Origin of the sequence: Nitrosococcus oceani ATCC 19707 (assembly GCF_000012805.1) — a bacterium.
GTDB classification, from domain to species: domain Bacteria; phylum Pseudomonadota; class Gammaproteobacteria; order Nitrosococcales; family Nitrosococcaceae; genus Nitrosococcus; species Nitrosococcus oceani.
This window is the reverse complement of sequence record NC_007484.1, coordinates 729,692-751,529: the sequence shown is the minus strand read 5'-3', so window position 1 is coordinate 751,529 and position 21,838 is coordinate 729,692. Positions and strand designations below refer to the sequence as shown.

28 protein-coding genes and 1 pseudogene are annotated in these 21,838 nt (G+C 51.0%); 10 read left to right on the top strand and 19 right to left on the bottom strand.

The genetic code is table 11. The annotated features are described in order from the left end of the window. Positions 1-48: 48 nt before the first annotated feature. A complete protein-coding gene (locus tag NOC_RS03835; protein ID WP_011330454.1) occupies positions 49-465 on the bottom strand; it encodes a hypothetical protein in 417 nt (138 codons plus the stop codon). A gap of 8 nt (positions 466-473) precedes the next feature. Continuing rightward, positions 474-749 (bottom strand): relaxase/mobilization nuclease domain-containing protein, encoded by a 276-nt coding sequence (locus tag NOC_RS03830; protein ID WP_261771973.1) that lies wholly within the window; start codon positions 747-749, stop codon positions 474-476. 85 nt (positions 750-834) lie between these two features. Here NOC_RS03830 and NOC_RS03825 point away from each other — a divergent pair. The 6 genes and pseudogenes from NOC_RS03825 to NOC_RS03810 all read left to right on the top strand — a co-directional run bounded on the left by NOC_RS03825 (position 835) and on the right by NOC_RS03810 (position 3,046). After that, positions 835-1,536 (top strand): annotated as a pseudogene (locus NOC_RS03825) (IS6 family transposase). Positions 1,537-1,599: 63 nt separating this feature from the next. Continuing rightward, complete coding sequence (locus NOC_RS18325) at positions 1,600-1,725, top strand: helix-turn-helix domain-containing protein (protein ID WP_342341969.1); 126 nt, start codon at positions 1,600-1,602, stop codon at positions 1,723-1,725. A 293-nt stretch (positions 1,726-2,018) separates the two neighbouring features. Next, complete coding sequence (locus tag NOC_RS17825) at positions 2,019-2,174, top strand: BrnT family toxin (protein ID WP_211138771.1); 156 nt, start codon at positions 2,019-2,021, stop codon at positions 2,172-2,174. Positions 2,175-2,194: 20 nt separating this feature from the next. After that, the gene (locus tag NOC_RS03820) at positions 2,195-2,491 is read left to right on the top strand and encodes a BrnA antitoxin family protein (protein ID WP_011330453.1); all 297 of its coding nucleotides are present in this window, start codon (positions 2,195-2,197) and stop codon (positions 2,489-2,491) included. A 56-nt stretch (positions 2,492-2,547) separates the two neighbouring features. Continuing rightward, positions 2,548-2,799 (top strand): hypothetical protein, encoded by a 252-nt coding sequence (locus NOC_RS03815; protein WP_211138769.1) that lies wholly within the window; start codon positions 2,548-2,550, stop codon positions 2,797-2,799. Between the two features lie 55 nt (positions 2,800-2,854). Next, positions 2,855-3,046, top strand: coding sequence for a hypothetical protein (locus NOC_RS03810; protein WP_147094548.1), 192 nt, complete (start codon positions 2,855-2,857; stop codon positions 3,044-3,046). Positions 3,047-3,593: 547 nt separating this feature from the next. On the opposite strand, the gene NOC_RS03805 is transcribed toward NOC_RS03810, so the two are convergent. Beyond that, positions 3,594-5,075 carry a protein adenylyltransferase SelO gene (locus NOC_RS03805; protein ID WP_186809261.1) on the bottom strand — a complete coding sequence of 494 codons (1,482 nt, stop codon included), beginning with the start codon at positions 5,073-5,075 and terminating at the stop codon, positions 3,594-3,596. Positions 5,076-5,113: 38 nt separating this feature from the next. Continuing rightward, entirely contained in the window at positions 5,114-5,380 is a 267-nt protein-coding gene (locus NOC_RS03800) for a hypothetical protein (RefSeq protein ID WP_011330187.1), read from the bottom strand. Positions 5,381-6,422: 1,042 nt separating this feature from the next. Here NOC_RS03800 and NOC_RS03790 point away from each other — a divergent pair. After that, positions 6,423-6,734 (top strand): hypothetical protein, encoded by a 312-nt coding sequence (locus NOC_RS03790; protein WP_244860037.1) that lies wholly within the window; start codon positions 6,423-6,425, stop codon positions 6,732-6,734. An 87-nt stretch (positions 6,735-6,821) separates the two neighbouring features. Here the strand turns inward: NOC_RS03790 and NOC_RS03785 are convergent, their stop codons facing one another. Further along, positions 6,822-7,754 (bottom strand): tyrosine-type recombinase/integrase, encoded by a 933-nt coding sequence (locus NOC_RS03785; protein WP_011330450.1) that lies wholly within the window; start codon positions 7,752-7,754, stop codon positions 6,822-6,824. A gap of 498 nt (positions 7,755-8,252) precedes the next feature. Here NOC_RS03785 and NOC_RS18080 point away from each other — a divergent pair, with 498 nt between their 5' ends. Beyond that, entirely contained in the window at positions 8,253-8,468 is a 216-nt protein-coding gene (locus NOC_RS18080) for a hypothetical protein (RefSeq protein WP_244860036.1), read from the top strand. Here NOC_RS18080 and NOC_RS18075 read toward each other — a convergent pair. From NOC_RS18075 to NOC_RS03735, 12 genes are all read right to left on the bottom strand, one after another. Continuing rightward, positions 8,460-8,786: a ParB/RepB/Spo0J family partition protein gene (locus NOC_RS18075; protein ID WP_261771972.1), complete on the bottom strand. Its 327-nt coding sequence runs from the start codon at positions 8,784-8,786 to the stop codon at positions 8,460-8,462. The two genes, NOC_RS18080 and NOC_RS18075, sit on opposite strands and share 9 nt — an antisense overlap. A gap of 122 nt (positions 8,787-8,908) precedes the next feature. Then, on the bottom strand, positions 8,909-9,100 hold the full coding sequence (locus NOC_RS18070) for a hypothetical protein (RefSeq protein WP_244860034.1): 192 nt from the start codon (positions 9,098-9,100) through the stop codon (positions 8,909-8,911). Beyond that, complete coding sequence (locus NOC_RS18065; protein WP_244860032.1) at positions 9,066-9,233, bottom strand: hypothetical protein; 168 nt, start codon at positions 9,231-9,233, stop codon at positions 9,066-9,068. Before NOC_RS18065 ends, NOC_RS18070 begins: the two co-directional genes overlap by 35 nt. Beyond that, positions 9,230-9,529 (bottom strand): type II toxin-antitoxin system RelE/ParE family toxin, encoded by a 300-nt coding sequence (locus NOC_RS03770; RefSeq protein WP_011330448.1) that lies wholly within the window; start codon positions 9,527-9,529, stop codon positions 9,230-9,232. Before NOC_RS03770 ends, NOC_RS18065 begins: the two co-directional genes overlap by 4 nt. A 247-nt stretch (positions 9,530-9,776) precedes the next feature. Continuing rightward, positions 9,777-10,229 (bottom strand): hypothetical protein, encoded by a 453-nt coding sequence (locus tag NOC_RS18540; RefSeq protein ID WP_425311384.1) that lies wholly within the window; start codon positions 10,227-10,229, stop codon positions 9,777-9,779. Between the two features lie 9 nt (positions 10,230-10,238). After that, a complete protein-coding gene (locus NOC_RS03760) occupies positions 10,239-10,541 on the bottom strand; it encodes an RAQPRD family integrative conjugative element protein (RefSeq protein WP_011330446.1) in 303 nt (100 codons plus the stop codon). A 265-nt stretch (positions 10,542-10,806) separates the two neighbouring features. Beyond that, a complete protein-coding gene (locus NOC_RS03755; protein WP_011330445.1) occupies positions 10,807-14,568 on the bottom strand; it encodes a hypothetical protein in 3,762 nt (1,253 codons plus the stop codon). Beyond that, on the bottom strand, positions 14,568-14,864 hold the full coding sequence (locus NOC_RS18060; RefSeq protein WP_244860029.1) for a hypothetical protein: 297 nt from the start codon (positions 14,862-14,864) through the stop codon (positions 14,568-14,570). Before NOC_RS18060 ends, NOC_RS03755 begins: the two co-directional genes overlap by 1 nt. A 43-nt stretch (positions 14,865-14,907) precedes the next feature. After that, positions 14,908-15,234, bottom strand: a complete 327-nt coding sequence (locus NOC_RS18055; protein ID WP_244860027.1) for a 3'-5' exonuclease — start codon at positions 15,232-15,234, stop codon at positions 14,908-14,910. A gap of 5 nt (positions 15,235-15,239) precedes the next feature. Beyond that, positions 15,240-15,812, bottom strand: coding sequence for an RES family NAD+ phosphorylase (locus NOC_RS03745; RefSeq protein ID WP_011330443.1), 573 nt, complete (start codon positions 15,810-15,812; stop codon positions 15,240-15,242). Positions 15,813-15,969: 157 nt separating this feature from the next. Continuing rightward, positions 15,970-16,242 (bottom strand): hypothetical protein, encoded by a 273-nt coding sequence (locus NOC_RS17820; protein ID WP_011330442.1) that lies wholly within the window; start codon positions 16,240-16,242, stop codon positions 15,970-15,972. A 322-nt stretch (positions 16,243-16,564) separates the two neighbouring features. Beyond that, entirely contained in the window at positions 16,565-17,044 is a 480-nt protein-coding gene (locus NOC_RS03735; protein WP_011330441.1) for a Spy/CpxP family protein refolding chaperone, read from the bottom strand. Positions 17,045-17,243: 199 nt separating this feature from the next. On the opposite strand from NOC_RS03735, the gene NOC_RS03730 reads away from it, so the two are divergent. After that, entirely contained in the window at positions 17,244-17,939 is a 696-nt protein-coding gene (locus NOC_RS03730) for a response regulator (protein ID WP_011330440.1), read from the top strand. Then, a complete protein-coding gene (locus NOC_RS03725; protein ID WP_011330439.1) occupies positions 17,939-19,318 on the top strand; it encodes an ATP-binding protein in 1,380 nt (459 codons plus the stop codon). Before NOC_RS03730 ends, NOC_RS03725 begins: the two co-directional genes overlap by 1 nt. Positions 19,319-19,717: 399 nt before the next feature. Here the strand turns inward: NOC_RS03725 and NOC_RS03720 are convergent, their stop codons facing one another. After that, positions 19,718-20,053, bottom strand: a complete 336-nt coding sequence (locus NOC_RS03720) for a DNA-binding protein (protein ID WP_244860026.1) — start codon at positions 20,051-20,053, stop codon at positions 19,718-19,720. Between the two features lie 97 nt (positions 20,054-20,150). Continuing rightward, the gene (locus tag NOC_RS03715) at positions 20,151-21,401 is read right to left on the bottom strand and encodes a hypothetical protein (protein ID WP_011330437.1); all 1,251 of its coding nucleotides are present in this window, start codon (positions 21,399-21,401) and stop codon (positions 20,151-20,153) included. Positions 21,402-21,838 lie beyond the last annotated feature (437 nt).

Below are 21,838 nucleotides of genomic sequence, written 5' to 3'. Positions count from 1 at the left end.
TTTTCTTATGTGCCGATAACTTAAATTATTGAGAGTTTCATAGTTATTTTAAAAGATTGGGCGTTGCGCGATTTGCGTAAGTAGTTCTTTATAATTAACTTGGTCGGTGATATTAATCACAGTGCCATTTACCATCTTGATACCTAATTCACGCCGATCGATAGAATTTAGAGGCTCAAAGCTATCGTTAAAATCGGCTTTCCAGAGCCAATTAACATCAACCCAATGCTCAATTAATTCCATCTCTTCGAAATCGTGTCCTTGATAAGGTTCTACAACTGCGCCTACTGCAATAATACGATTGTCATTATGGTATAAGCACACCAAATCACCCCTACAAATATTATCTATTTCTACGGCTCTCCCGTAGAAAGCTGCTGCTTTGTTTTGGCGTAGCATGTATTTAAAGGCATTCGGATTGCCATTTTCAGGTCTTATATTCGTGTTAACTAACCAAGTTTTCATTATTTCTCCTATATAAAAATAAAAAGAGCTCCTTTAATCGGTTTTATATCGGCCGTGCCTGGATTAAGATTAAGTCGTATGCCATCATGATCAACAGCCTTGATCGATAGGTGAACGTGCAGGTGTTTCTCATCGTCGTGTGCAGCGAAAACATACTGATGGTTGCCGAATAGCTCTGCCACAAACGTCATGGCCGCCCTCTTAACTGAAACACGATCTGTTCCTGGAGGCATGGACAAGACAATGTTGAATGCTTCCCGGCGCTTGCCATTTTTGTAAGGAATACCGTCGCCTCGCCAGTCATGCTCCTGTTACAAAAAGTTGGTGATTGTGCAATCTGAGCCGCGGATGGTTTGAGGCAGGTGTTTTATGAGCGATTTCAAATGGCGTCATTTTCGCGGCGAGGTGATCCTCTGGGCAGTGCGTTGGTATTGCAAATACGGGGTCAGCTACCCCGATCTTGAAGACATGCTGTGCGAACGCGGCGTCGAGGTTGATCACACGACAATCTATCGATGGGTGCAGCACACTATGCGCCAGAGATGGAAAAGCGCCTGCGCTGGTATTGGAAACGACCGTCGATGTGGTGCAGCTGGCGGGTTGACGAAACCTATGTGAAGGTCAAGGGCAAGTGGGTCTATCTCTATCGGGCCGTCGACAAGCGCGGTGACACAATCGACTTCTATCTGTCGTCCACGCGCAATGCCGAGGCGGCCAAACGCTTCCTGGGCAAAGCGCTGGCCGGTTTGAAGGATGGGGAAAAGCCGGAAACCATCAACACCGACAAGGCACAGGCTTATGGGCCCGCCATTACCGAACTGAAGGCGGAGGGTAGGTGTCCGCTGGAGACGCAGCATCGTCAGGTGAAATACCTCAACAACATTGTCGAGGCTGATCATGGCAAGCCGACACTGGAATTCAAATCGATGAAGACGGCCTATGGCTATGCTCAAGGGTTACGAGGTAATGAACGCCTTGCGCAAAGGTCAGACCGCCCCATGGCGCTATGATGACAGCGTTATGGGCGAAGTGCGCCTGATCAACCGCCAATTCGGCATCTATTCAATCTGACGACCAGAGCCAGCAGATCTTCTGTACCCTTTCTCCGATTTTGCAACAGCGCCCAAGCGGGCGTTGGTGGTTTCTCTGTATGAAGTGAAGAAGCTGCCGGTCACGAAAATCTGCGAGATGATGGGGATTTCAAAGTCCACCCTCTATAGCTATGTCCGGGAGGCGCAAGAAAAGACCAATAGAGTATGAGCCGTGCTACCCAAAATCCTTAGCGTGTATTTTTACAGTAATCTGGGTGCTGCCCTTATGTCGCGTTTTGTACTTCTGTTGGAATAGAACCCTTTTCCCAGAAACCCCGTTCTAGACGTTCAGCTACGATATGTCGCTCCAATCTGAGGTGTCCGCGTGAGCAGATGCTACTTTTTTGCTTGACAAAGGCGGCTATAAAAACTACATTTGTAGTTACATTAAAAGAATAGGCCGTGTTTGAATGGCACGAAGAAAAATGACAACGCAACCTCGATAAGCACAGCCTCGATTTCCTGGATGCCAAGGATATTTGGCAAGGGCCGGTTGTGGAAATATTTTCCCCGCAAGCAGGGCATGGTGAAGCCCGGATCATTGCTATTGGGATGCTGGCTGATCGTTGCATCACGGTAATTTACACATGGCGAGGAGATAAAGCGGCGCTTGATTAGCGCCAGAAAGGCGAGAAAAAATGAGCAAGCATATTACGAGAATGAAATTAGGCGAAGGGCTGGAACAAAGTCAAACTGATTGGAAGCGGCTGGATGCCATGAAGGACGAAGATATTGATTGCAGCGATATTCCGGAGCTGGACGCGCGTTTTTTTGAAAATGCCAAGGTGGTGATGCCCCCCGGAAAAAAGCAACTGACCTTGCGGATAGATGCAGACGTATTGGACTGGATGAAGGCACAGGGCAAAGGTTACCAAAGCCGGATTAATGCGGTTTTGCGGGCTTACTATGAAGCCCACCGGGATGAGGGGCGGTAGCCTGCGCCGGGTCGAGCTGGCTGGGTTTTTTATTATTGTGCCTGGAGGTTGTGTTTATGCAGATTGAAATTTCCCCTGGCGTACTCAAAGATCTTGCGTACATGATCACCTTACATAAGAAAGCCGGTGCGCCGAATCCGTTCGACAACGTGTCCGACCTGCTCGCCTACATTCTTGCCAGTGTCGCCGACGGCAGTCGGCGTCCTGGCGCCTGGGAACGCAGCATGCTCGAAGCCATGAGGCTGGTGGCCGAATGTCCAGAGCACCAGGAATACCGCGCTAATTACGGCCCCCCGACCGATAACTAAGGACAGCAGTAGCGGCCCGCAATAAACGCAAACAGAGCACCGCCGCCCGGAAGAAATGTCTACAGCAAAAGTCGATCCAGCTATCGTGCCTCATGAACGAGGCGCATTATTTCAATGCCTTAGGAAACTTGATATCAATCTCATTGAGCAACTGGTCGGCGCTCGCCGCATTCTCCTGTGCAACATACGTTCAGACCTCGATCAAGTCGTTCTTCGCCTTCGCTGCCAAGACTTTCCGGATCTTTGATAAGCTTATGATAAAAATAGATTTTCAGTAACTTTACTACTCCTAAAATTTAGCCATATTTTGCGGGCAAAATTTGGGGGCTGAGATAAACCTAAAATCCTATAAGTTTCTGTTACTTATCGAAATTCCTATGCCGCGTTTCGTACCTTTGTTGAAATTTAACCAATATTAGAGAAAGTTTATTGGGCACCGTATGACAGCTTCGCTGTAACTAGGCCAGATAGCATCAAGTGATACCTCTGGCACGGTAATGTCTACGAGGCCCGGGAAGAAATTGAAGATCTGGATTGGCAAGCCGAAGCGCTCGAACACGATACAAACACTTGGGTAAGCTAGCTAAAATGGTCGCACAAAGGCGCGCATCTATTGCTGCAAATGCGCGCCCGAATCTTAAAACGGCGAGCTGAAGACAAGATTTGCCGAATGGTACCCTGGGCTTTGACTGTCATGATGAGACCGATGAACTCAAGCAGGCAGCATGATTACCCCGCAGTTATTGATGCTCCCCATCCTCGCCCGATGACAGAGTTTTTGCAACAGAGACTTATCAAGTACCACAAAAGGTTTGGGACACACGTTCTTTCGGCGCAGGAGGGTTTTTGAATTCAGTGTATTTCTCTTTATCTTTATAGGGCTCAGACAGCACATCCAGCAATTCATGTAGTTTTGAGAAGTCAGCGTTCTGTTCTACAGCGTTAAGCGCTGCTTCTACACGATGATTACGGGGTATGACCACCGGGTTGGTCGCACCCATGAGGCACAGGGAGGATGGGAACGGTTTGGTGTTATGTTCCAGCCGCTGTTGCCATCTATCGTACCAATGTTTGAATTCTTGATCCTGATAGTGTGGCTCTTCGGGAAAATGCTCATCCATCAAATCACGGAATGTATTGGTATAATCCGCATGACTGCGCTGCATCCATTGCAGGAGCCCGGTGATGAATTCCATATCTTCTTTTTCTTCACCGAACAGCCCCAGCTTGCGACGCATCATGGCTAGCCATTCCTGCTGAAATAATGCCTTGAATGACTGGATGGCTTCCTCTGCCATGGCGGCAGCCTTCTCAATATTTTCATGCAGTAGCGGAAGGATAGCTTCAGCAAACCGTGCTAAGTTCCACTGCGCGATACGGGGCTGATTGGCATAGGCATAACGCCCCATGTGGTCGATGGAGCTGAACACGGTGTTGGGATCATAGTTATCCATGAATGCACAGGGACCATAATCAATGGTCTGACAGGAAACGGCCATATTGTCCGTGTTCATCACGCCGTGAATAAACCCTACTCGCAGCCATTCGGTGATAAGTTTTATCTGGCAAGCCATGACGGCCTTGAGCAGCTCAAGATAGGGGGTATCAGAGTCTATTATTTCTGGATAATGGCGCTGTATAGCATAATCAGTAAGTTGCTTCAGGCCTGCTTTATCTTCTTGTGCGGCCAGATATTCAAATGTGCCCACACGCAAGTGACTGGATGCGACGCGGGTCAGAATCGCTCCTTGCAGTACCGTTTCCCGGTAAACAGATTCGCCGGTGGTGGCTATCGCAAGACTACGGGTGGTAGGGATGCCCAGCGCATGCATGGCTTCGCTGATGATATACTCTCGCAGCATCGGACCTAACGCTGCACGCCCATCACCGCGCCGGGCATAGGGTGTTTGGCCCGAGCCTTTGAACTGAATATCCACCCGTTTGCCGTCTGGGGTGAGATGCTCGCCGATTAAATGGGCCCGCCCATCACCCAAATAGGTAAAATGGCCAAACTGATGCCCGGCGTAGGCCTGCGCCAGAGGCTCTGCACCTTCTGGAAGCTGATTGCCTGAAAAAAGCTGCGCTAATTCATCCTCAGAGGAGGCTTTGAAATTTAATCCTAGTTCTTCTGCCAGGGCATTATTGACAATGACAAGGCGTGGTTCATGCACAGGAACCGGATGCAGCTTCGTGTAAAAGTGGCCGGGCAGCTGCGCATAGGTGTTATCAAAATGCCAACCGATATCCTGATGCTTCATGGCTGTGGACGATGGCATGGGTCTCCAAACCTTCAATCGTGACTGAGGTGTCCTGGTCATCGTGGACGCTCCTGTTTCAGGTAACCCCCTGTGGTTTGCGGAAGTTTTGAGCAAACACAGCCGGGGCCAGGTAGCCAAGGCACGAGTGGCGCCGCTGGCGCTTTCCCCCTTTGGCTTTGCTGACCCCATGTCGTTAAGGTCACTTTCGGAATCGATAACCGCTCGGCAGCCTCCGCCAACGATAACCCTTGTTTATAATACTCTAATACTCGCTTCATCGCCTCTGCCCAAAACTCCGGCGTATCGTCTTGTTTAAGTTCCATTCTCTGCCTCCTCAATCAGTTATTTTAACCTATCAGGGGTGTCCATTTTTTTCAGGATACCTCAGCCATCATTTAGAAATTAGCGCAGGTCGCGCTTCAACAGAACTTAGCCGAATAATTTTTGGAATATACCTTTTCGAGGGGATCTGCAAAAAAACCCATATAAGGTATAACTACTTGGCGTAATTTAACTTCATCTCTGCAGCGTAGGGCGAAAAAGGATCTGTAAATACCGGCTTCAAGCACCGGTGGGTCAAAATCCAGCAATGACGAACATAGCAGAATTCGGTGTCGATTTTCATGCCTCTGAGAGGATAAAGTCACTAAGTAGTCTAAAAAGCAGCAAGCATTAGACCATGTAGCCAGGACCGTGTCGCCCAAGCTTGCTTCTAAATTTCAATACCGAGACCCCTGCAGTCCGTGTATATGCCCAAGCAAGACCAGCATCGTCCACCGTATCTAATACATCGGTCGTATATCCGCCGGCATGTTTGCTCTCCCAGATCTCCCATACGCGCCAGCTGGATCATCAAAAGTGCTTGCCCACCTTCAAGTCGATCTGCATGTATACCCTCTCCGCCTATTCTCCAAGAGGTTTCTTGCGGAAATATTCCTGAGTTACGAATGACGCCCTCTGCTTGTTTCGGAAGTCTCATAATCATTTCCTCCTATAGAACATGGGGTTTGAAGTCCAACGGAATGAAAACGTACGCTAAGCCAATGCGTATCGCCGGTTCGCTTAAACTAGGTATTGTTCAAGCCTCTGAACTGATCCGCACGTTGGGGTTTTTTCAGATTCCCCCCGAAAAGGTATATTCTAGGAATTAAATTGAGTATGTTCTGGTCTTGGGATGAGGCTCTACCATTTATGCTCGTACTTCTCCTGAACGTGCAGGTCCGTAAGGCGAAGGAGCCAGACTATTCTGAGTATAAAGTCATATTACATTAAAACCGGAGTTGTACTTGCGGAATACCCAGAGATATGGGAGCACATTCCCGATCTCATCCGTTAAAGCTACCCCATACACAGAGGCCAGGAGCGATGACCGACGATGAGCTTATTAGCGAATTCACGCGCCTAGCGGAAAGAGACGGAAAAACCGTTCTCGAAGTAGGCGTGGTCACATGGGGCGGGGCACATAGCCATAGCCCAGAACTCAATTGGAAGGTTTTTCGCCAGTGGTCCAAACATCCTACCAACGAGCGACTTGCAGCGGCCCAAAGGAAGTTGCTTGAAACGCCGCGGTTTTTCCGTGTTTGTAGTCATTGCAACGAACGAGTAAACGCTGGCCACATGCTGGATCAAGAGATTTGTCAAAGCTGCGCCGAGAAAGAATTGGGTGTCACCTTCTAATTGAAATTGGGGCGGGAAAGATTTTCAATCCCATCTATAGTCTAAGCTCTACGACTTACAGCTATCAAGATCGCCTCTTCCCATGGACTACAACTTCGCCACTATCCCCGCCATCCGCTCCTCGCTCACGTGGGTGTAAATCTGGGTGGTGGATAAGTCCACGTGCCCCAGCAAAGCCTGGATATCCACCAGCTCGGCACCGGATTCCAATAGCCGCGTGGCGTAGGTATGGCGCAGCTTGTGGGGTGTGACGGGCTTATCGATGCCCGCCCGCTCAATGAGCCGCCGCAAGTAAGCCCGTACCGCATGGGGTCCGGGTGGTTTTTCCCCTGGGGCCTTGGCGAACACGAAGTCCTCCCCTCCTCTGCCCTGTAGCCAGGCACCCAACACTTGCCCGAAGGCTTCCGGCAGTGGCACCAGCCGTTCCCGATTGCCCTTGCCGATGATCCGCACGGATTTGGCCACACCGTTCACCATACGCACATCCCGGACTTTCACCGCCAGGGCTTCACTGATTCGCAGACCGCTGTTGAGGATAAGGCCAAACAGAACATCATAGCGACGCCGGACCGCTTTAATATGCTCCTGAGTACGCCCGAAGATATTCTCGGGTAAGTCCTCGACCCGTTGGACGGCTTCCTGGAAAGCCCGTTGCTCTTCTTTCTCCAGCCAAACAGGGATGCGATAGGGACGCTTGGGTTTATCGGCCAGATAGATGGGGTCCGATTCCACCAGGGCGTTTTTCATGGCCCATTTGTAGAATGAGCCCAAGCAACTGGAGCGGCGGGCTACGATGTGCGCCTTCGTGCCCCGCTTCCGCATCTGCCAGGCCACAAACTGCTCGGTGTCCAGATGGGTGGCCTGACGCCAGTCCTTGCTCGCCTCTTCTAGCCACCGGCCCCAAATGCCCAGGTCCGAGTGGTAGGCATAGCAGGTCCCCTGACTGTACCCCTTGGCGTAATGCAGATGCGCCAGAAAATCTTTTCGTGCCTGCCAGAAATCAGCGGTCTTCTTTTCCATCGTCAAAATGTCTCCTCACTTCAAAACCGGGTCGAGTGCTCCATGCGGCTTTTAATCCCCTGCTGCTCTTGCGGCGCCCCAGGCGCCGGGTTTTCAATTTACTGAAATCTGTATTTTAGTGCTTTAAAGTTGAAACCACTTTTCGTAAATATAGGAGTGTCTGGCAAAAAAACACCGGTATTCCACAATCTTCAAATCAAAGTTACTAAAACCCTAGTTTTAGTGATTCTCCATCAAAACCTCGTCTTGGGGTGAAGGGGTTTTCCTTAGTAAGTCGGATAACGGTTGTTCGAGCTGCTCATTCCGTTCCATACTTTTCGCCGAAAGGATTTCATTCTTATGAAGTACAGATCCCTCCAGACCGTGGGGGCTGTGTTGGGTGCCGACTCGAAAAACAGAGAGAGGAAAAAACCAGCTAGCAAATTTTCTCTACCCCCGTTACCACAAAGAACGGGGGCAGCTCGCGATCATTCAGGCAAGGAATAACGTGGACATAGAATGATGATCGCTACACAATTAGACTTTCTAAGCTCGAAGAGCAGTATTACCCCTGCTCTCTATCTTGGAGTCGGACGTCCAACTCCGATACTCCTCTTTAATGCCTTGAGGCAGCGTGTTGAGGCACAAAAGCTCATTCACCGTATTTCTGGCTTTGCCGATGACCTTACTTACTTCATTTTGAGTGTACGCATGGCGGCTCATAATTTATGCTAACGCTTCTGCTTCTTCAAGTGGGTTGAGGTTTTCGCGTTGAAGATTTTCGATTAAAGCGATCTCATCACGATTCCCCTGAGTAACAATGGCCGGGATGGTCTCTCGCCCAAGCTGCTTAAAAGCACGGAATCGGCGCTCGCCAGCTACCACCATGTAACCCTCTTCATTCCCCGGATCTGATGCAACGGTGATAGACTGAATTAATCCGTGTTGTTCTATGGAGTCGGCAAGCTTTTGCAGGGCCGCCTCGTCAAAGGCTTTACGGGGCTGATCGGGATTTTCCCTGAGATTCGTGAGAACGTTTCGATACCAGCTGATTAGCTAGATAGTATGGCTTACTTTTTGGTGCAGGCGATAATACCATGAAAAATACCATGCTCAGAGAATCTTTCCAAATGCCTGGAAAAATTGCCGATTGGACACTGCCATACAGCTACCCCCTAGGCCACTTTCCGGGCTTTGACTTCTAGGTGTATGCCCTCCTGCTCCTGCAGGTAATGGATCATCGCAAACAGATTGCTCGCCTGAGGATTTCCTTTCGGCCCGAACATGCGCATGAGGCTCTTGCTCGACTTGTCGAAGACCCGAGAGAGTTCTTCAAACCCGATTGTCGCGTTGATATAGTCGCGCAACAGCCTTGCCGGTATCGACATCACCGGCAAGCAGGCATTCGACCCCTCCTTGCAGCAGGGCCTTACGAAAGGCAGAATCCCGCTGGGCACGTGCCTGTATGGTGTCCTTAAAATCTTTCGTCAAAGCCATCATGTCACCTCTTTCCGTTTCCGGCGCTTATAGTCGCGCCAATGCCCTTTTGCGGCAGCAACGTCTGCGTCCTGGCGCTTCTTGGTACCTCCCGCGAGCAATATCACCAACCGATCCCCGTCCTTGCCGAAGTAGATCCGATAACCAGGACCAAAACCAATTCGGTATTCATTGACGCCGGCGCCAATACCTTTCACATTAGAGAAGTTACCTTGCTCCATCCGATGGACTGCTGTCGTCACCAGTGGAATTGCCGGCCCGAGTTGCTCGCATTCGTCCCTGCAAAACCTGTCGAACAAACCGTGTCGCTACATTGTCACCCGCCTTGACGAGTTACCGAATCCGATTGGTCACCTCGTCAATGTTATTCAACCTGGCCGCAGCGTCCATCGCCTGGTCATAAGCTTCCACCACATCGACGCTCGTCACCTCGTAGCCCCACCCTTCACTCAACCAACGCAGCGCTGATATGGCAGACCCCGGGGCAAACTCCGACGCTGTAATGCCAGATTATAAAGTTCGAGTTCCTTGGCCGTTGCGAACCACTTACCATCTTCTCCCGGCGTCGGCAACGCCGCCCAGAGCGGCAGTGGGAAAAACACCACAGCCGCTGCCAATAGCTGCTTGCAGATGGCAGCGGTTTTCGCATTGAATTTGATGTACCCACAACAAATGCCCTCTTCTATAACGCTGATAAAAATAGAGTCTATCCCCGCATCCCACTGCAATGTAGCGCCGTTTACCCTTGCCGGACTTTCTCGATTGACTCATCGCAAATAGAAACCCAAAACCATCAAAACAATACTTGCCCGCAGGGTGCTCTAGGTCAGATCGAAGACCGTGTCCTGCCCTTTCTGCCAAGCGCGAAAAGTGCCTAACGCCACCCAGATCACCCAGACAAACGCCAACACCAGAACCATCGACGCGATAGCGGTCAGCCTGGTGCCTAGGGTAATGCCGGAACCAGCCTGGAATGCAGTTGTGTTGTGCGGCGGTCATGATCGAGACCTATCGGCGGTAATCGCCGCGCAGTGGCAGAAATGAGCGTGGCTGAGCGCGGGGAAAATTGATGTGTGACTGGATGCCGTCTCTTATCTGCTTCAGGTCCTGATGCAGCCAGTCATAACGAAGACGGATGTGGGAATCCTGATCAGCGTTGGCCTCGGTGCGCTTGATTAGCGGGTCAAGGGCATTAAGCTCATGGATGATTTTCGCCAACACCTCGCGCTCCGCATCTGCATCAGCAAACGCTGCCGGCGCGACGGACAAAGCGAGAATCAGAAAGGTCAATGGCCAGAATTGGCGTTTCATGGCACTGCATCTCCCGTGAGTTGTTACGGGGCATAGTGCGAGAATTAGGTGCGAGGGACGATGGGAAATCTATTCGGTGGGTGGGGTGCTTCTTGAAATTTTATGCACATTTATCTGTCATCAGAATAACTACCGTTCCCTATTATCAAATTTTCAACTAGGAAGGAGAAAACGATTCTTCAGGTGGGTATGCTTAGTGAATTGAACTGAATAGACTTAATGAACAAGTAGTTAATTTAGATTGACTCAGCAGACCAAATTACAGCTATGATTCCTGTGTCCAAAGTGCGTCGTCATCATGACTCCGAGCTTGGTGTTCAAATGACTTTGCGATATCTTCGATCATCGCCGAGAGATTCGTTTTTTCGTCACCCCAAGTGGCGGCAAATGCTTTAAACTTATTAGCAATTTCGCGTTCCTGATTTCCGCCATCATAAGGATTCCGTGAGCTAACACCTTTACTATTCTGCACCCCTATACTGAATCCTCGCCTGATGTCCTCACAGTCATCTCGATCTAACAGCTCTGCAATAACTTTATCAGGCCAAAACTCCAGGTTCTTATTACACGGCCAGTCGGAGAGCCAAGTGCCTATTGTTAAGTCCGTTACGGCTAACCTGTCTTTTTCATTTGCTAGCTCACGAGCTTTCTTAACCCATCCAAAAAATATTTTTGGATCAATTACTCCATTGGAGTCTCTTCCCGGGATTCCACGCCCATTGTGGAGCAAAGAACCGGCAGTCTGGGCTGTGCCTTGCATGCTTTCCGGTATCGGTTCAGATTCAGAATTCCGAGGCTTATATACTAAGCATATCAGTTCAATAAAGGACTCTGGCGAATTCAATATTTCCGCGAACAGGTTTGGGGTTCCATATTCTTCCCTATGCAAGATTTTATAGTAGACGAATTCAAGGCTAGCCAATTCAGATTGGGATAATTGCCCTGCTTGGGAAAGTGCTGTAAACAGTCGGGAGATATTCCATGGCTGTGGAAGTGGTGCGTCTTTTTCCTGGCTAGCGCCAATACCTTCCAGAATTTTAGTCAATAACGAACTGGGCACATCAGCAGCCCGATTACCCAAAGCCTCAAACGCAGCTCTTGGCCTATTCGCCGACAGCAACTTTTCAATGCAAAATATCAGATCATCACCTTCTGCTCGAACGTAGTATGGTCGAGCAATCTTCCAAAATTGCTCGCGAATCTCTGGCGCTTGTTCCTCGATGAGGCACCATACCCACATTCTTTGGCGAGCATTGGACATCAACCCCGCAATTGCGGATGATTGAGCATTTCTTCGCTCCAACTCAGCAATGACTAACACCAAAAATTCGCGGCATTCCGTTTCTGTTACAGCGTGCAGTACACCCGACGTCAAAGAGTCCAACGAGTACTCGGCTAAATTCAAATAGCGATGACATAACCACTCTATTAATTCTTTCCGGCCAAAAGGGTCGCTGACCAGTTCCCAGCCGATAAGCCTTGGATCGCCACTTCGATTAACAAGCTGATTGATACCTTGCCAACCTTGTAGATTGAAAATCTCCCGAACTGCTGTAGCGCGTAGATCTTCCCTAGCTCGATTGGTCTCCTCGTAGTCATCCTCTCGTCCATCTGGCAAATCAACCCAGCCATTAGAAAAAAGCCATGCGTGGCGTATCACTAAATCGTCAGCAGCAAGGGAATCAAAAGCTGGCCTCAAAGCGTCAGCAGCGTAGCGATCATGCCTTTCCCCGGACAGATTAAAGGAATTTTTCCAATGGAGATGTCTCCTAATTGCTGACCGAATCTGCTCTTTGTCCTCGTCCTCAAATTCCAATGAGGCATTGACCAGAGCTATGACTCCCTCACGGAATTCGATACCTAGACGGTCAATCATTGGGACGAGTTCAGCTATGCGTGCGGCATCTCCTCGGGATTGATCAAGTAACAGACTCGAAATTGTTAAGACGAAATGACGATGCTCACCATGCGTGACGCCCCCTTCGGCTCCTGCATCATCCTCACGCCAACGGGGTTTTGCATTTGCTGACGCAAAATCATGATGGTTGGGCGCTAGTGCCAAGAGTAAGCGCCAGCCGATTTGCGGATATTGGTCAACGATATTCCGAACCACACGGATTCGATGATCAACCGTTGCGGCAGTCTGTGGTAACCATGGACGAAAGAGTGAAATTAACGAATTGAAAGGTGTATTACCCCAGTTACCTTTCACTTCCGTTTCAGATAGTTTGGCCAAAATTTCAGCGACCTTCATTAGACGCTGCGGATACCAAGCCAGTATCTCAAGTGACCAGAGCAGGTTAGCATGCCAGCAACGACCAAAGACACCCGATGACTGGGTTTCCGCGATTAGCCGAATTACGGGTTTTTCAGGAGCATCCAAGCTTTCCTGAATCGTGGATAAATATTCATCTGGTGCGGCTTCTGCAAATGATCTGAGGTACTGAGAGACGGATAACCAACGGTCTTCGCTAGCATTCGACAACAATTGCCTGATAAACGCTCTGACCTCTCGCCCCACATTACCGGCATTCGGACTAGCGTCCGCAAAATAGCCCAGCTTTGCGATAGAATCTGCCATGGCATCTAAAACGACGCCGGAATGCTCACGAACTTTTCCATAAATAGTTGCCATCCAGCGTTTATCATCTTCTAACTCCAAAACAGGGTCTGGCTCTTCGAAAACTGCCCTTGCTACTTGGAAAAATCTCGATAGAACTGCTCCCGTCAGTTTTGGACCTACTAAATTCAGTAGTTCCAGAGGTGCTTTGGCCTTCCAGAGATTCCCTATTTTCAATACAGGGGCATCATCAAGTAATACAAGCTCCAAAAGCTCAGCCTCAACTTCTTCATAGGGCCTGTTAGCAACCTGTTCTATACAAGCTTTATCACCTTGCGATTCACCGCTCCATGCTCCAACCAATGTTAGGACGTGGAGGCTGGTAGCATTAGGTCCATCTATCCATTCGGGTTTTCTCACGGCAGGATTCAACGCATTCATACGACGAAAAACCGTCCAAGATCTTCCAAGAGTCCCGGTGTAACGGGCAGCATCCGAAGGCGCGATGCCAAACTCTAATAGTGCCTGCTCAAACTCGCCAGGCTTGGGCCGACTCAACTCGATAACTTTCTGATCGGCTGCCTTTGCTGCCGTCCCGATGAGGTTGAAAGCTTCATCCCCAACCGCTAGTGGAATGATCAAGCTCATTCCCTCGCGCGGAGCACGGTTACTTGCAAGCTGATTATTGGCAACGATGACTAGTTCCACACCGGGATTAGCATCGACATACTGCCATCCCTTCATCGATGTCACACAAACAGCCCGTTGAGAATAATCACTTTCAATTAATTGGCTACCTGCAAATCCAACAGCTTCCGACTGACTATCAGCCATCACAGCAATCAAGGGATCACGCTGATCGATAAGCTTTAACAACTCATCGCGCGCTTTTTCGCGCCCTACCAGCAAAGCTGTTGAAGTCAAGATGGGGCTGGGCTGCCTATGCCAGTGATCCCAATAGGTTTCTATTGAATCGATTCCGGGCCCCGCGATACCAATTTGAGATGCCATCCATAGGGAGGTGGTTGCCGATGTTTCCAGCCAAGCTTCTAGGTCGTCAGCGTCCCACACTAAAACATCAGCCCAGACGTTCTGATTTCGCGCCTTTTCTTGCCATTTCCCCTTTTCACGCCACCGCCTAGAGGTAACAAAAACATAAGTTGTTTGTGCTGCATGCTCGGCAGATAGCTCGGTTACCCGCTTTTTAAAATCATCCCTTGCTTTTCGGGCAGGGTCTGCTGATGTGCCAAGCTCCCAACAGCTGGCTCCATCCGGCACCCATGGATTACCAACCGCTACACTCAAGACGCCATCCCATCCGGGTTCGCCCACGGACTCACCACCAGGCATAGCGATAGATTTAATCTGGGCAGTAGTATTGATCAATCTTCGCACCATGATAGGGAGCATTCCCTGCGCAACCCGCTGATCTGACCATTCGGCAAGGTGTGTTGCTGTGATCCGCATTAAATAAATTTACCCTCGATTAAATTGTCACGTGTGGCTGTTTTAGGTGCCGGAGAGTGTAATTTGATGCGTAATCCGTTCCCACTACGCCTTATCACTTCAACTACCTTCGCAGTCTGCTGGCTATCAATCTCCGCCCCATGAATTCCACCCTCTTTGCCCCGGAGATCTTCAACGCCCAACACTTTCGTCAACGTACCTAACGACGGACCTCTGTGGCCGCACTGGAGATTCATGGCCTGCACCCAAGGAATAATCGCTTTCTGACTACAAAATACACCTTTGATAGACGGCATATTTAGATGGTATCGCACAACATGATCAAGCAGGATGGGCCAGTTAAAACTGGCATTGTGAATGACGATGAGTTGATCTTTCATCTTTCAGGTAATCGGTAATCTGGTGCCACCGGGAATCAAACGATTCAAACCTGGCAGTCTGTATGTTAGTAATACCGTGTATTGATTGCGCTTCTTCTAAAATGCGTCTTTGCAGTCGCGTTTCAAACTCTACGGATTCTGAAATCTCCCGATTTTTAACCGCTGTTAGCCCTAAAGTGACGATATCAGGCAGGCCGTTTTCCTCAGGGAGTCCGGTGGTTTCGGTGTCGAGAACGACGTAATCGTCCGGGAGTTGGGTGAATATCCACAGTAGTTCGTTATACATTGCCATTACCCTCTGCCACTGCCATCCAGGGATTCAACCTCAACGATCATCCCCTGGTCATAGTGATAGCGCAGATAATGCCAGTGAATGGCATCCGAAAGCGCCTTGGGACGCATCACCCCATAACACTCCCCTTTCGCTCTCACGCTGCGATAGCGAACGCCGTAACTTTTGGCATCACGTAACCCATAGCCGAGCTGCTGTCCCTCTCGGTAATCATTGGGATCGTAGATGGCGTCTCCGTCCAGGTGCCGCACGTCATGCAAGATGACAGGTCCCAGTTGTGCGCGGATAACGCGCATTTCCTGGGTGGTCCTGTCGATTCTGGATTCTCGTAGGAATCGTGCCCGATGGAAGGATGATTCGGCGATGGCCACTACCTTATCGGCGGCGCAGTAATAGATGCCGAAATCCCGGTTAAAGCAACCGCCTCGACCATCCACCGGTAGGTGGGTGAAGGCCGCCATGCTCCAGGAGGCGCCATTGCCATAGATACGCTCTTCCGGCGGCACCAGGCGAATATTGCCAACTTCATCGCGCAACCTGGGGTTGGTCAGAAACTCCACGGCATAAAGCACTTCCCAATCCTCTCTATCAAGAAGTCGATGAAGATCCTGATTTTGCCGTCAGGACATTCGATTTCGGATAGACGAGCCACAGGGCCGCCTGGTCATCGCTCGTATAGTCGGGCAGGACACGGACCAGCGAGCCATCGGCAAGTTCGCGGCGAACACTTCACAGGGAGTTCATCGAAATGCCTGCTCCTGCGATGGTTGCGATCTTCTGGCTCAAGCCGCCATCGACAATGAGCCGGCACTCGGCCAGGCGCGGATTGAACTGCCCTGCGTTGCCATCACGCCCAACCAGCGGAAACTGGGCAAAAAGCGCTATCATGGCGGTGATGTTCAGGACACTGATCAGCGACGCATAGAGCCCCTTATCATCGAGAGTCAATGAAGCAGCGACGAAGAACGGAATAAGCAGCATGCCCGAATACGTCAGCGGCATTTTCCACCTTCCCGCCTGGAATGCGCGGCGTATCGACCTGGCCTAACTGATTACCAAGGAATGCGCTGTCCTGTCTAATCCTGCCTTTACGATGAAACACTATGGATTCGCAGCAGGTTGCGTTGCCGCCAATCATACCAGGGCGCTGCGTACTTATGCGCCATTACTGAAGACTGTACAAAAACAATGTGCAGATTATGCGCAGGTGCGGTGGATATATTAGGTATATGGATCACGTCGCTATAAGTCAGCTTCATCTTTCGTCACATGCCCCTGTGGTGGCGGTCCTGCACGGACCGCCACGTAGTAGGTTTTGGCAAAATCAGCGATGCCCGCGTTTCTTGCCACCCATGTCTTCCAGCTCAGCGCGCTGCTCATCGGTGAGAATAGCATTGATCTTCGCGCGTTGCTGCGCTCGCAGCACAATCATATCGGCCTCCAGATCGCCCTGAGCGTCCGCGACCGTACGCACCGCCGCTTCATCAAGCGGACTTTGCGTCGTCAGCGATCTCAGCTGTTCGCGATTCGCTTGCATCTTGTCGCGTTGATCGCTCATCTGCTGTTTTGATGCTTCCATAATGGCCTCAATCTGCGTACGTTGGTCATCTCCGAGGTCCAGCTTTCTGGCCATGCGGTCCACGTTAAATCCCTTGTCGCCATGCTTATAACCCGCCCCCATGTGATGACCATCGCGCTTACAGTCCGGCCTATCGCTGTGCTGCTTGGCAGACACTGTCGCAACAAGTCCCAATGAACTCACGATCAACATACTGGCCAACAGTGCTTTTGATGACTTTTTCATAATTAATCTCCTATCTATGTTAGTGATATGCTCTGTGAATCAAAGCATGCTGCCAGATTAGTGAATTTCGGCGTCAATGTGTGTCGCAGCTGAGTAAGATTGTGTAAAGATGGGTAATTGTTGAAAAACGAGTCATTACTTATATCTCCTATTGTGCCAACATCAGTACAGGTATTTTGATTAAGATCCGAAATATGCCATGAACCGAATACTGCTGGCGGATGATGACATTGAGTTGTGCGGGATGCTAAAGCAATACCTGGAAGTCGAAGGCTTCCAGGTGGGTATGGCCCATGGCGGCGAGTCCGCATTGAATCAGGCCCGGACAGGCGGCTACGACCTGGCCGTACTCGATGTGATGATGCCGCAGCTCAATGGCTTTGATGTATTACGCGAATTGCGTAAAGACTCTTTAGTGCCGGTGCTGATGCTGACGGCCCGCGGCGAGGATGTGGATAGCATTATCGGCCTTGAGCTGGGCGCTGACGACTATCTACCAAAACCTTGTAACCCGCGCGTACTGGTCGCCCGCATCCGCGCCATACTCCGGCGTTTACAATCACAAACACAACACGGCGAAAAATCAGCGCCACCGGAAATATTGAAACTCGATGATCTCGAGGTTCAAACCGGGTCGCGCACGGTTGCCCTGAATGGGCGGCCTGTCACCATGACGAGCACAGAGTACAGTGTGCTTGAAGTGCTACTGCGTGAAGCCGGCCATGTCGTGTCCAAGGCGGAGTTATCAGAACGCGCCCTGGGCAGGGAGCTGACGCGCTATGACCGCAGTATCGACATGCACCTCAGCAGTCTGCGCAAAAAGCTTGGACCACTTACCAACGGCGAGGAAAGAATCAAAACCGTTCGTGGTGTTGGCTACCAGTACACACGTTGATGATGAACCGCCTTTTCTGGAAAATTTTTCTCTCCTTCTGGATTTCCCTCATTCTGTTCGCCGGCGCCGGTCTGCTGGCAGCGTCGCTCTTTCTGGAGCGCACACACGCGCAGGATGAGATCGAAAGTCCACGCGACCGGCATTTAACCTATATTAACGAGGCTCGGTTAGTTGCGAAAATCGAAGGAATTGAAGGACTGAAGTCGTGGCTAAAAAAACTGGACCGAACCGAGGCAATCCCCTTTTTATTGATCGATAGAGCAGGCAAGGATTTACTTGATCGACCCATATCATCCCACCTCGCGGAACGCTTAGATCGCAGGAGGAAGCCACGGCGTCCGACGGATGAAAGGCGATCGCCTGGGCGCCGTGACCTGATTCAGGTACCCGGCGCCGGCGAATACCTGCTGGTGCCAAACTTTCAGGCGGTAACCCTGAATAGAGTGCTGAGCAGGCCGCGGGTCATCGCGCCCCCCGTCATCGTGGCCGCGATTGTCAGCGGGCTGGTCTGCTTTCTCCTGGCTGGATATCTCACCAGGCCTATACGGCGACTCAGCAATGCGACCCATCAATTCGCTGCCGGTAATCTCAGTTTGCGGGTCGCATCAACCATGGGTAGGCGCAGGGATGAAGTCGCCGATCTCGCCCGTGATTTCGACCATATGGCCGAACGCCTGCAAATTCTCATCGGCTCACAAAAGCAGTTGCTCAGCGACGTTTCACATGAACTTCGCTCACCGTTGGCTCGGCTGCAGGTGGCATTGGGGCTCGTACGCCAACGCCAACAACATCAGACCAATGCCGAACTGGATCGCATCGAGCACGAAGCCGAACGTCTGAATGAATTGATCGGACAACTCTTATCACTCACGCGCCTGGAATCCAATACCCAGCTCACCCATTCAGAGCCGGTTGATGTAGCCGCCCTCCTGGCGGAAGTCGCTGAGAACGCGGATTTTGAGGCGCGTGCCGCGAATCGCCAGGTGCGCACCATCAATAATAGCCTGTCGGCAACCATCGAGGCCAACGAACCCCTGCTGAGAAGCGCCCTGGAAAATGTAGTGCGCAACGCAATCAGATATACGGATGAGAATACCTCGGTAGACATCACCCTGCAGCACGACCCTGAGCACCCCGGCTGGCTGCTTGTTCAAGTGCGAGACCATGGTCCCGGCGTGCCGGACGATATGTTGACGAAATTATTTGAACCCTTCGTGCGCGTGGGTGATGCCCGCGACAGGGAGAGCGGGGGGTACGGCCTGGGATTAGCGATCGCGGAACGCGCGATACACCTGCACGGTGGCGTAATATCCGCAAGCAATGAACCCAATGGCGGGCTCAGTGTGCGCATTCGCCTACCGCTTAATCAGGCCAAGTAAACGCTGGCGATGAGCATCTGGAGAACAGCAAAGATTTTACTACTTAGGCGGTAAATCCCCTTTTGCGACATAACTGACGCGCATATTCATCGTGAACGCCGACCGCGGGATATCGTCTTAGACACTGACTTTTCTTATGGCAGCTCTTCGAATAGTTGAGCCTTTATTACTCAACTTAGAGTGGCAATCTCAGAGCGACTCAGCTCAGGGTAGGTTCAAAGACCAGTGACTATCCGTGAGTACCCCCTACTCCCACTCGATTATCAATAAGACATTTTTATCGTTTATTTTCAATGGCTTATTTTCCTTAAAATCGGTAATACCATGAAAAATACCATGCTCAGAAAATCCTTCAAAATACTCGAAAAATTTGCAGATTGAGCATCGCCACAACGCACACTAGGCCACCTTCCGGGCTTTGACTTCCAGGTGTATGCCCTCCTGCTCCTGCAGATAATGGATCACCGCGAACAAGTTACTCGCCTGGGGGTTACCTTTCGGCCCGAACATGCGCATGAGACTCTTGCTCGATTTACCGAAGACCCGGGACAGCTCCTCGAACCCGATGGTCGCGTTGATGTAGTCACGCAGCACCGCCTTGCCGGTGGCGACATCATCGGCCAGCAGGCACTCAACCCCTTCCTGCAGCAGAGCCTTGCGAAACGCCGGATCCCGTTGGGTGCGTGCCTGTATGCTGTCCTTAAAATCTTTCGTCAAAGCCATCGTGTCGCTCACTGTCGAGTTATTCTCTAACCTCTGTCATGTGAAGCCAATGGTAGCATATATGTTACCTATTTAAATGCCCCAACAACGTTCTGTTTCTGTTACTGAGTTATGTCTCTGGGCCGTTGTCGTCACTACCGACGCGCATTCTTCCCTGCAATGCCTGGCGCACAAACTGTCTCGCCCCATTGTCGTTCGCCTCAACGAGTTGCCGGATCTGCCCGGTAACGTCGTCAGCCTTATTCAAGCGGGTGGCAGCGTCCATTGCCCGGTCATAGGCCTCCATCACATCGACGTTGGTCACCTCGTAACCCCAACCCTCACTCAGCCAGCGCAACGCGGTCAGGGCTGAACCCAGGGCAAATTCCGGTGCCGAATCGAGGTTATCCCTGGCCGCCCTGGTCAGTGTTTTTGGATCACAGGGACTCCGGTTCGCAAGGCCCAATGCGAGTACATACAGCTCCAGCTCCTTTGCCGTCGCAAACCATTTTCCTTCATCTCCGGGGGTCGTGGCGATGAGGTCGGCCAGAATCGCTGACGCATCCTTCATGGGGTAGCGCTTTGCCACAGCACGAAATTGGGCGAGATACCAATTCCCCTGGGCCGCCCTCAGCCCATAGCGCCGATAGGCCTCATCATGGAGACCCGAGGAAATCAGGATCTCTTCGCAGGCCTGATCAATCGCCGAATCCGGTTGGTTCAAGCCTCGTGATCCCTCAGCGTATTGCAGCGCTTCCGACTTCTTGCCCATCGACAATAACGCCTCGACACCATAGCGACGGTAGTGCCAGAAAGGTTTACGGTCGAGCGCCAGGAGGTCGAGCAGATCCTGATAGCGTTCGGCCACCAGCAGGCAGGACAGGCAGGCCGTTGCGCCATGAAAATAGTTTCCGGGATTCGGGTCGGCCCAACACGACCTCAATGTCGGCATCAATTCTTCGGCCCACTGATTGGCGCTTTCCACCGAACCGCACACCTCTCCCCAGCGGTCACCCACCGGCCCCAGGTAGTCGACGCCATCATCCTCCATCGCCTGCCATAAGCGTTCAAGCCATTTTTGGCGTGTATTGGGATCCGCCGGCGCATTGATGATGACTGGAAGCAGTTGGTCGAGTACTTTGTTCACCGCAGAACCCAGGGCGCCGCTGGAGCTGTCCACATGCTCCAGCGCAGGCCAGAGCTTTTCGATCAGGCGGACGGCACCTTCTGCAGCCAGATCAGGTTCTTTCTTCGCCACCTTCTTGATTTCGGAAACGGCTTCGCGAAGTCGCTGGCACGCTAATTTGGAGGATTTCCAACCATAGGCCCCTGCACGAAAACGTGCAGGGAAGATCCATTTGTGAGTGGCCGTCTTCGTCATGCCATCACCTGGCTCATCAAACAGCGCTCCTCTCGATTGGCGAAACGAGCATCATCCAGGTCTTATTGTGCCTGAACACTGGTCAGGCGACTCTTCACTAGATCTAACTTCGCCTTGTGCGCAAGTGGTCGTTGGTATGCTCTGTTCTGAATGGGTTCCATAAACTTGCTGATGGCGATATACGCCATACTCAATCCAGATTCGCTCTCTGACTGCTTCATCTCCACGAAGTCATACGGGAAGTCAGTGCAAAATTTATGGAAACCAGAGAACTGACCGACCTCCTGTGTAAAGCGAAATCCATCTGGCGTTAGACGTGAACGCCGGGGGTGGTATAGGTCCAAAAACAAGATGAACCACTCGCTTCCTGAGAAAGTGACAGCCTCGAACACGTCAATCGTATCCACTGCACCAATTCTATGAAATAGGATTCTCTC

Coding starts and splice junctions, on each gene's coding strand:
- NOC_RS03835 (WP_011330454.1), bottom strand. CDS start 465: ATGAAAACTTGGTTAGTTAACACGAATATAAGACCTGAAAATGGCAAT.
- NOC_RS03820 (WP_011330453.1), top strand. CDS start 2,195: ATGAGCAAGCATATTACGAGAATGAAATTAGGCGAAGGGCTGGAACAA.
- NOC_RS03815 (WP_211138769.1), top strand. CDS start 2,548: ATGCAGATTGAAATTTCCCCTGGCGTACTCAAAGATCTTGCGTACATG.
- NOC_RS03810 (WP_147094548.1), top strand. CDS start 2,855: ATGTCTACAGCAAAAGTCGATCCAGCTATCGTGCCTCATGAACGAGGC.
- NOC_RS03805 (WP_186809261.1), bottom strand. CDS start 5,075: ATGCCATCGTCCACAGCCATGAAGCATCAGGATATCGGTTGGCATTTT.
- NOC_RS03800 (WP_011330187.1), bottom strand. CDS start 5,380: ATGGAACTTAAACAAGACGATACGCCGGAGTTTTGGGCAGAGGCGATG.
- NOC_RS03790 (WP_244860037.1), top strand. CDS start 6,423: ATGACCGACGATGAGCTTATTAGCGAATTCACGCGCCTAGCGGAAAGA.
- NOC_RS03785 (WP_011330450.1), bottom strand. CDS start 7,754: ATGGAAAAGAAGACCGCTGATTTCTGGCAGGCACGAAAAGATTTTCTG.
- NOC_RS18080 (WP_244860036.1), top strand. CDS start 8,253: ATGATGATCGCTACACAATTAGACTTTCTAAGCTCGAAGAGCAGTATT.
- NOC_RS18065 (WP_244860032.1), bottom strand. CDS start 9,233: ATGATGGCTTTGACGAAAGATTTTAAGGACACCATACAGGCACGTGCC.
- NOC_RS18540 (WP_425311384.1), bottom strand. CDS start 10,229: ATGACCGCCGCACAACACAACTGCATTCCAGGCTGGTTCCGGCATTAC.
- NOC_RS03760 (WP_011330446.1), bottom strand. CDS start 10,541: ATGAAACGCCAATTCTGGCCATTGACCTTTCTGATTCTCGCTTTGTCC.
- NOC_RS03755 (WP_011330445.1), bottom strand. CDS start 14,568: ATGCGGATCACAGCAACACACCTTGCCGAATGGTCAGATCAGCGGGTT.
- NOC_RS18060 (WP_244860029.1), bottom strand. CDS start 14,864: ATGCCGTCTATCAAAGGTGTATTTTGTAGTCAGAAAGCGATTATTCCT.
- NOC_RS18055 (WP_244860027.1), bottom strand. CDS start 15,234: ATGTATAACGAACTACTGTGGATATTCACCCAACTCCCGGACGATTAC.
- NOC_RS17820 (WP_011330442.1), bottom strand. CDS start 16,242: ATGCCGCTGACGTATTCGGGCATGCTGCTTATTCCGTTCTTCGTCGCT.
- NOC_RS03735 (WP_011330441.1), bottom strand. CDS start 17,044: ATGAAAAAGTCATCAAAAGCACTGTTGGCCAGTATGTTGATCGTGAGT.
- NOC_RS03730 (WP_011330440.1), top strand. CDS start 17,244: ATGAACCGAATACTGCTGGCGGATGATGACATTGAGTTGTGCGGGATG.
- NOC_RS03725 (WP_011330439.1), top strand. CDS start 17,939: ATGATGAACCGCCTTTTCTGGAAAATTTTTCTCTCCTTCTGGATTTCC.
- NOC_RS03715 (WP_011330437.1), bottom strand. CDS start 21,401: ATGACGAAGACGGCCACTCACAAATGGATCTTCCCTGCACGTTTTCGT.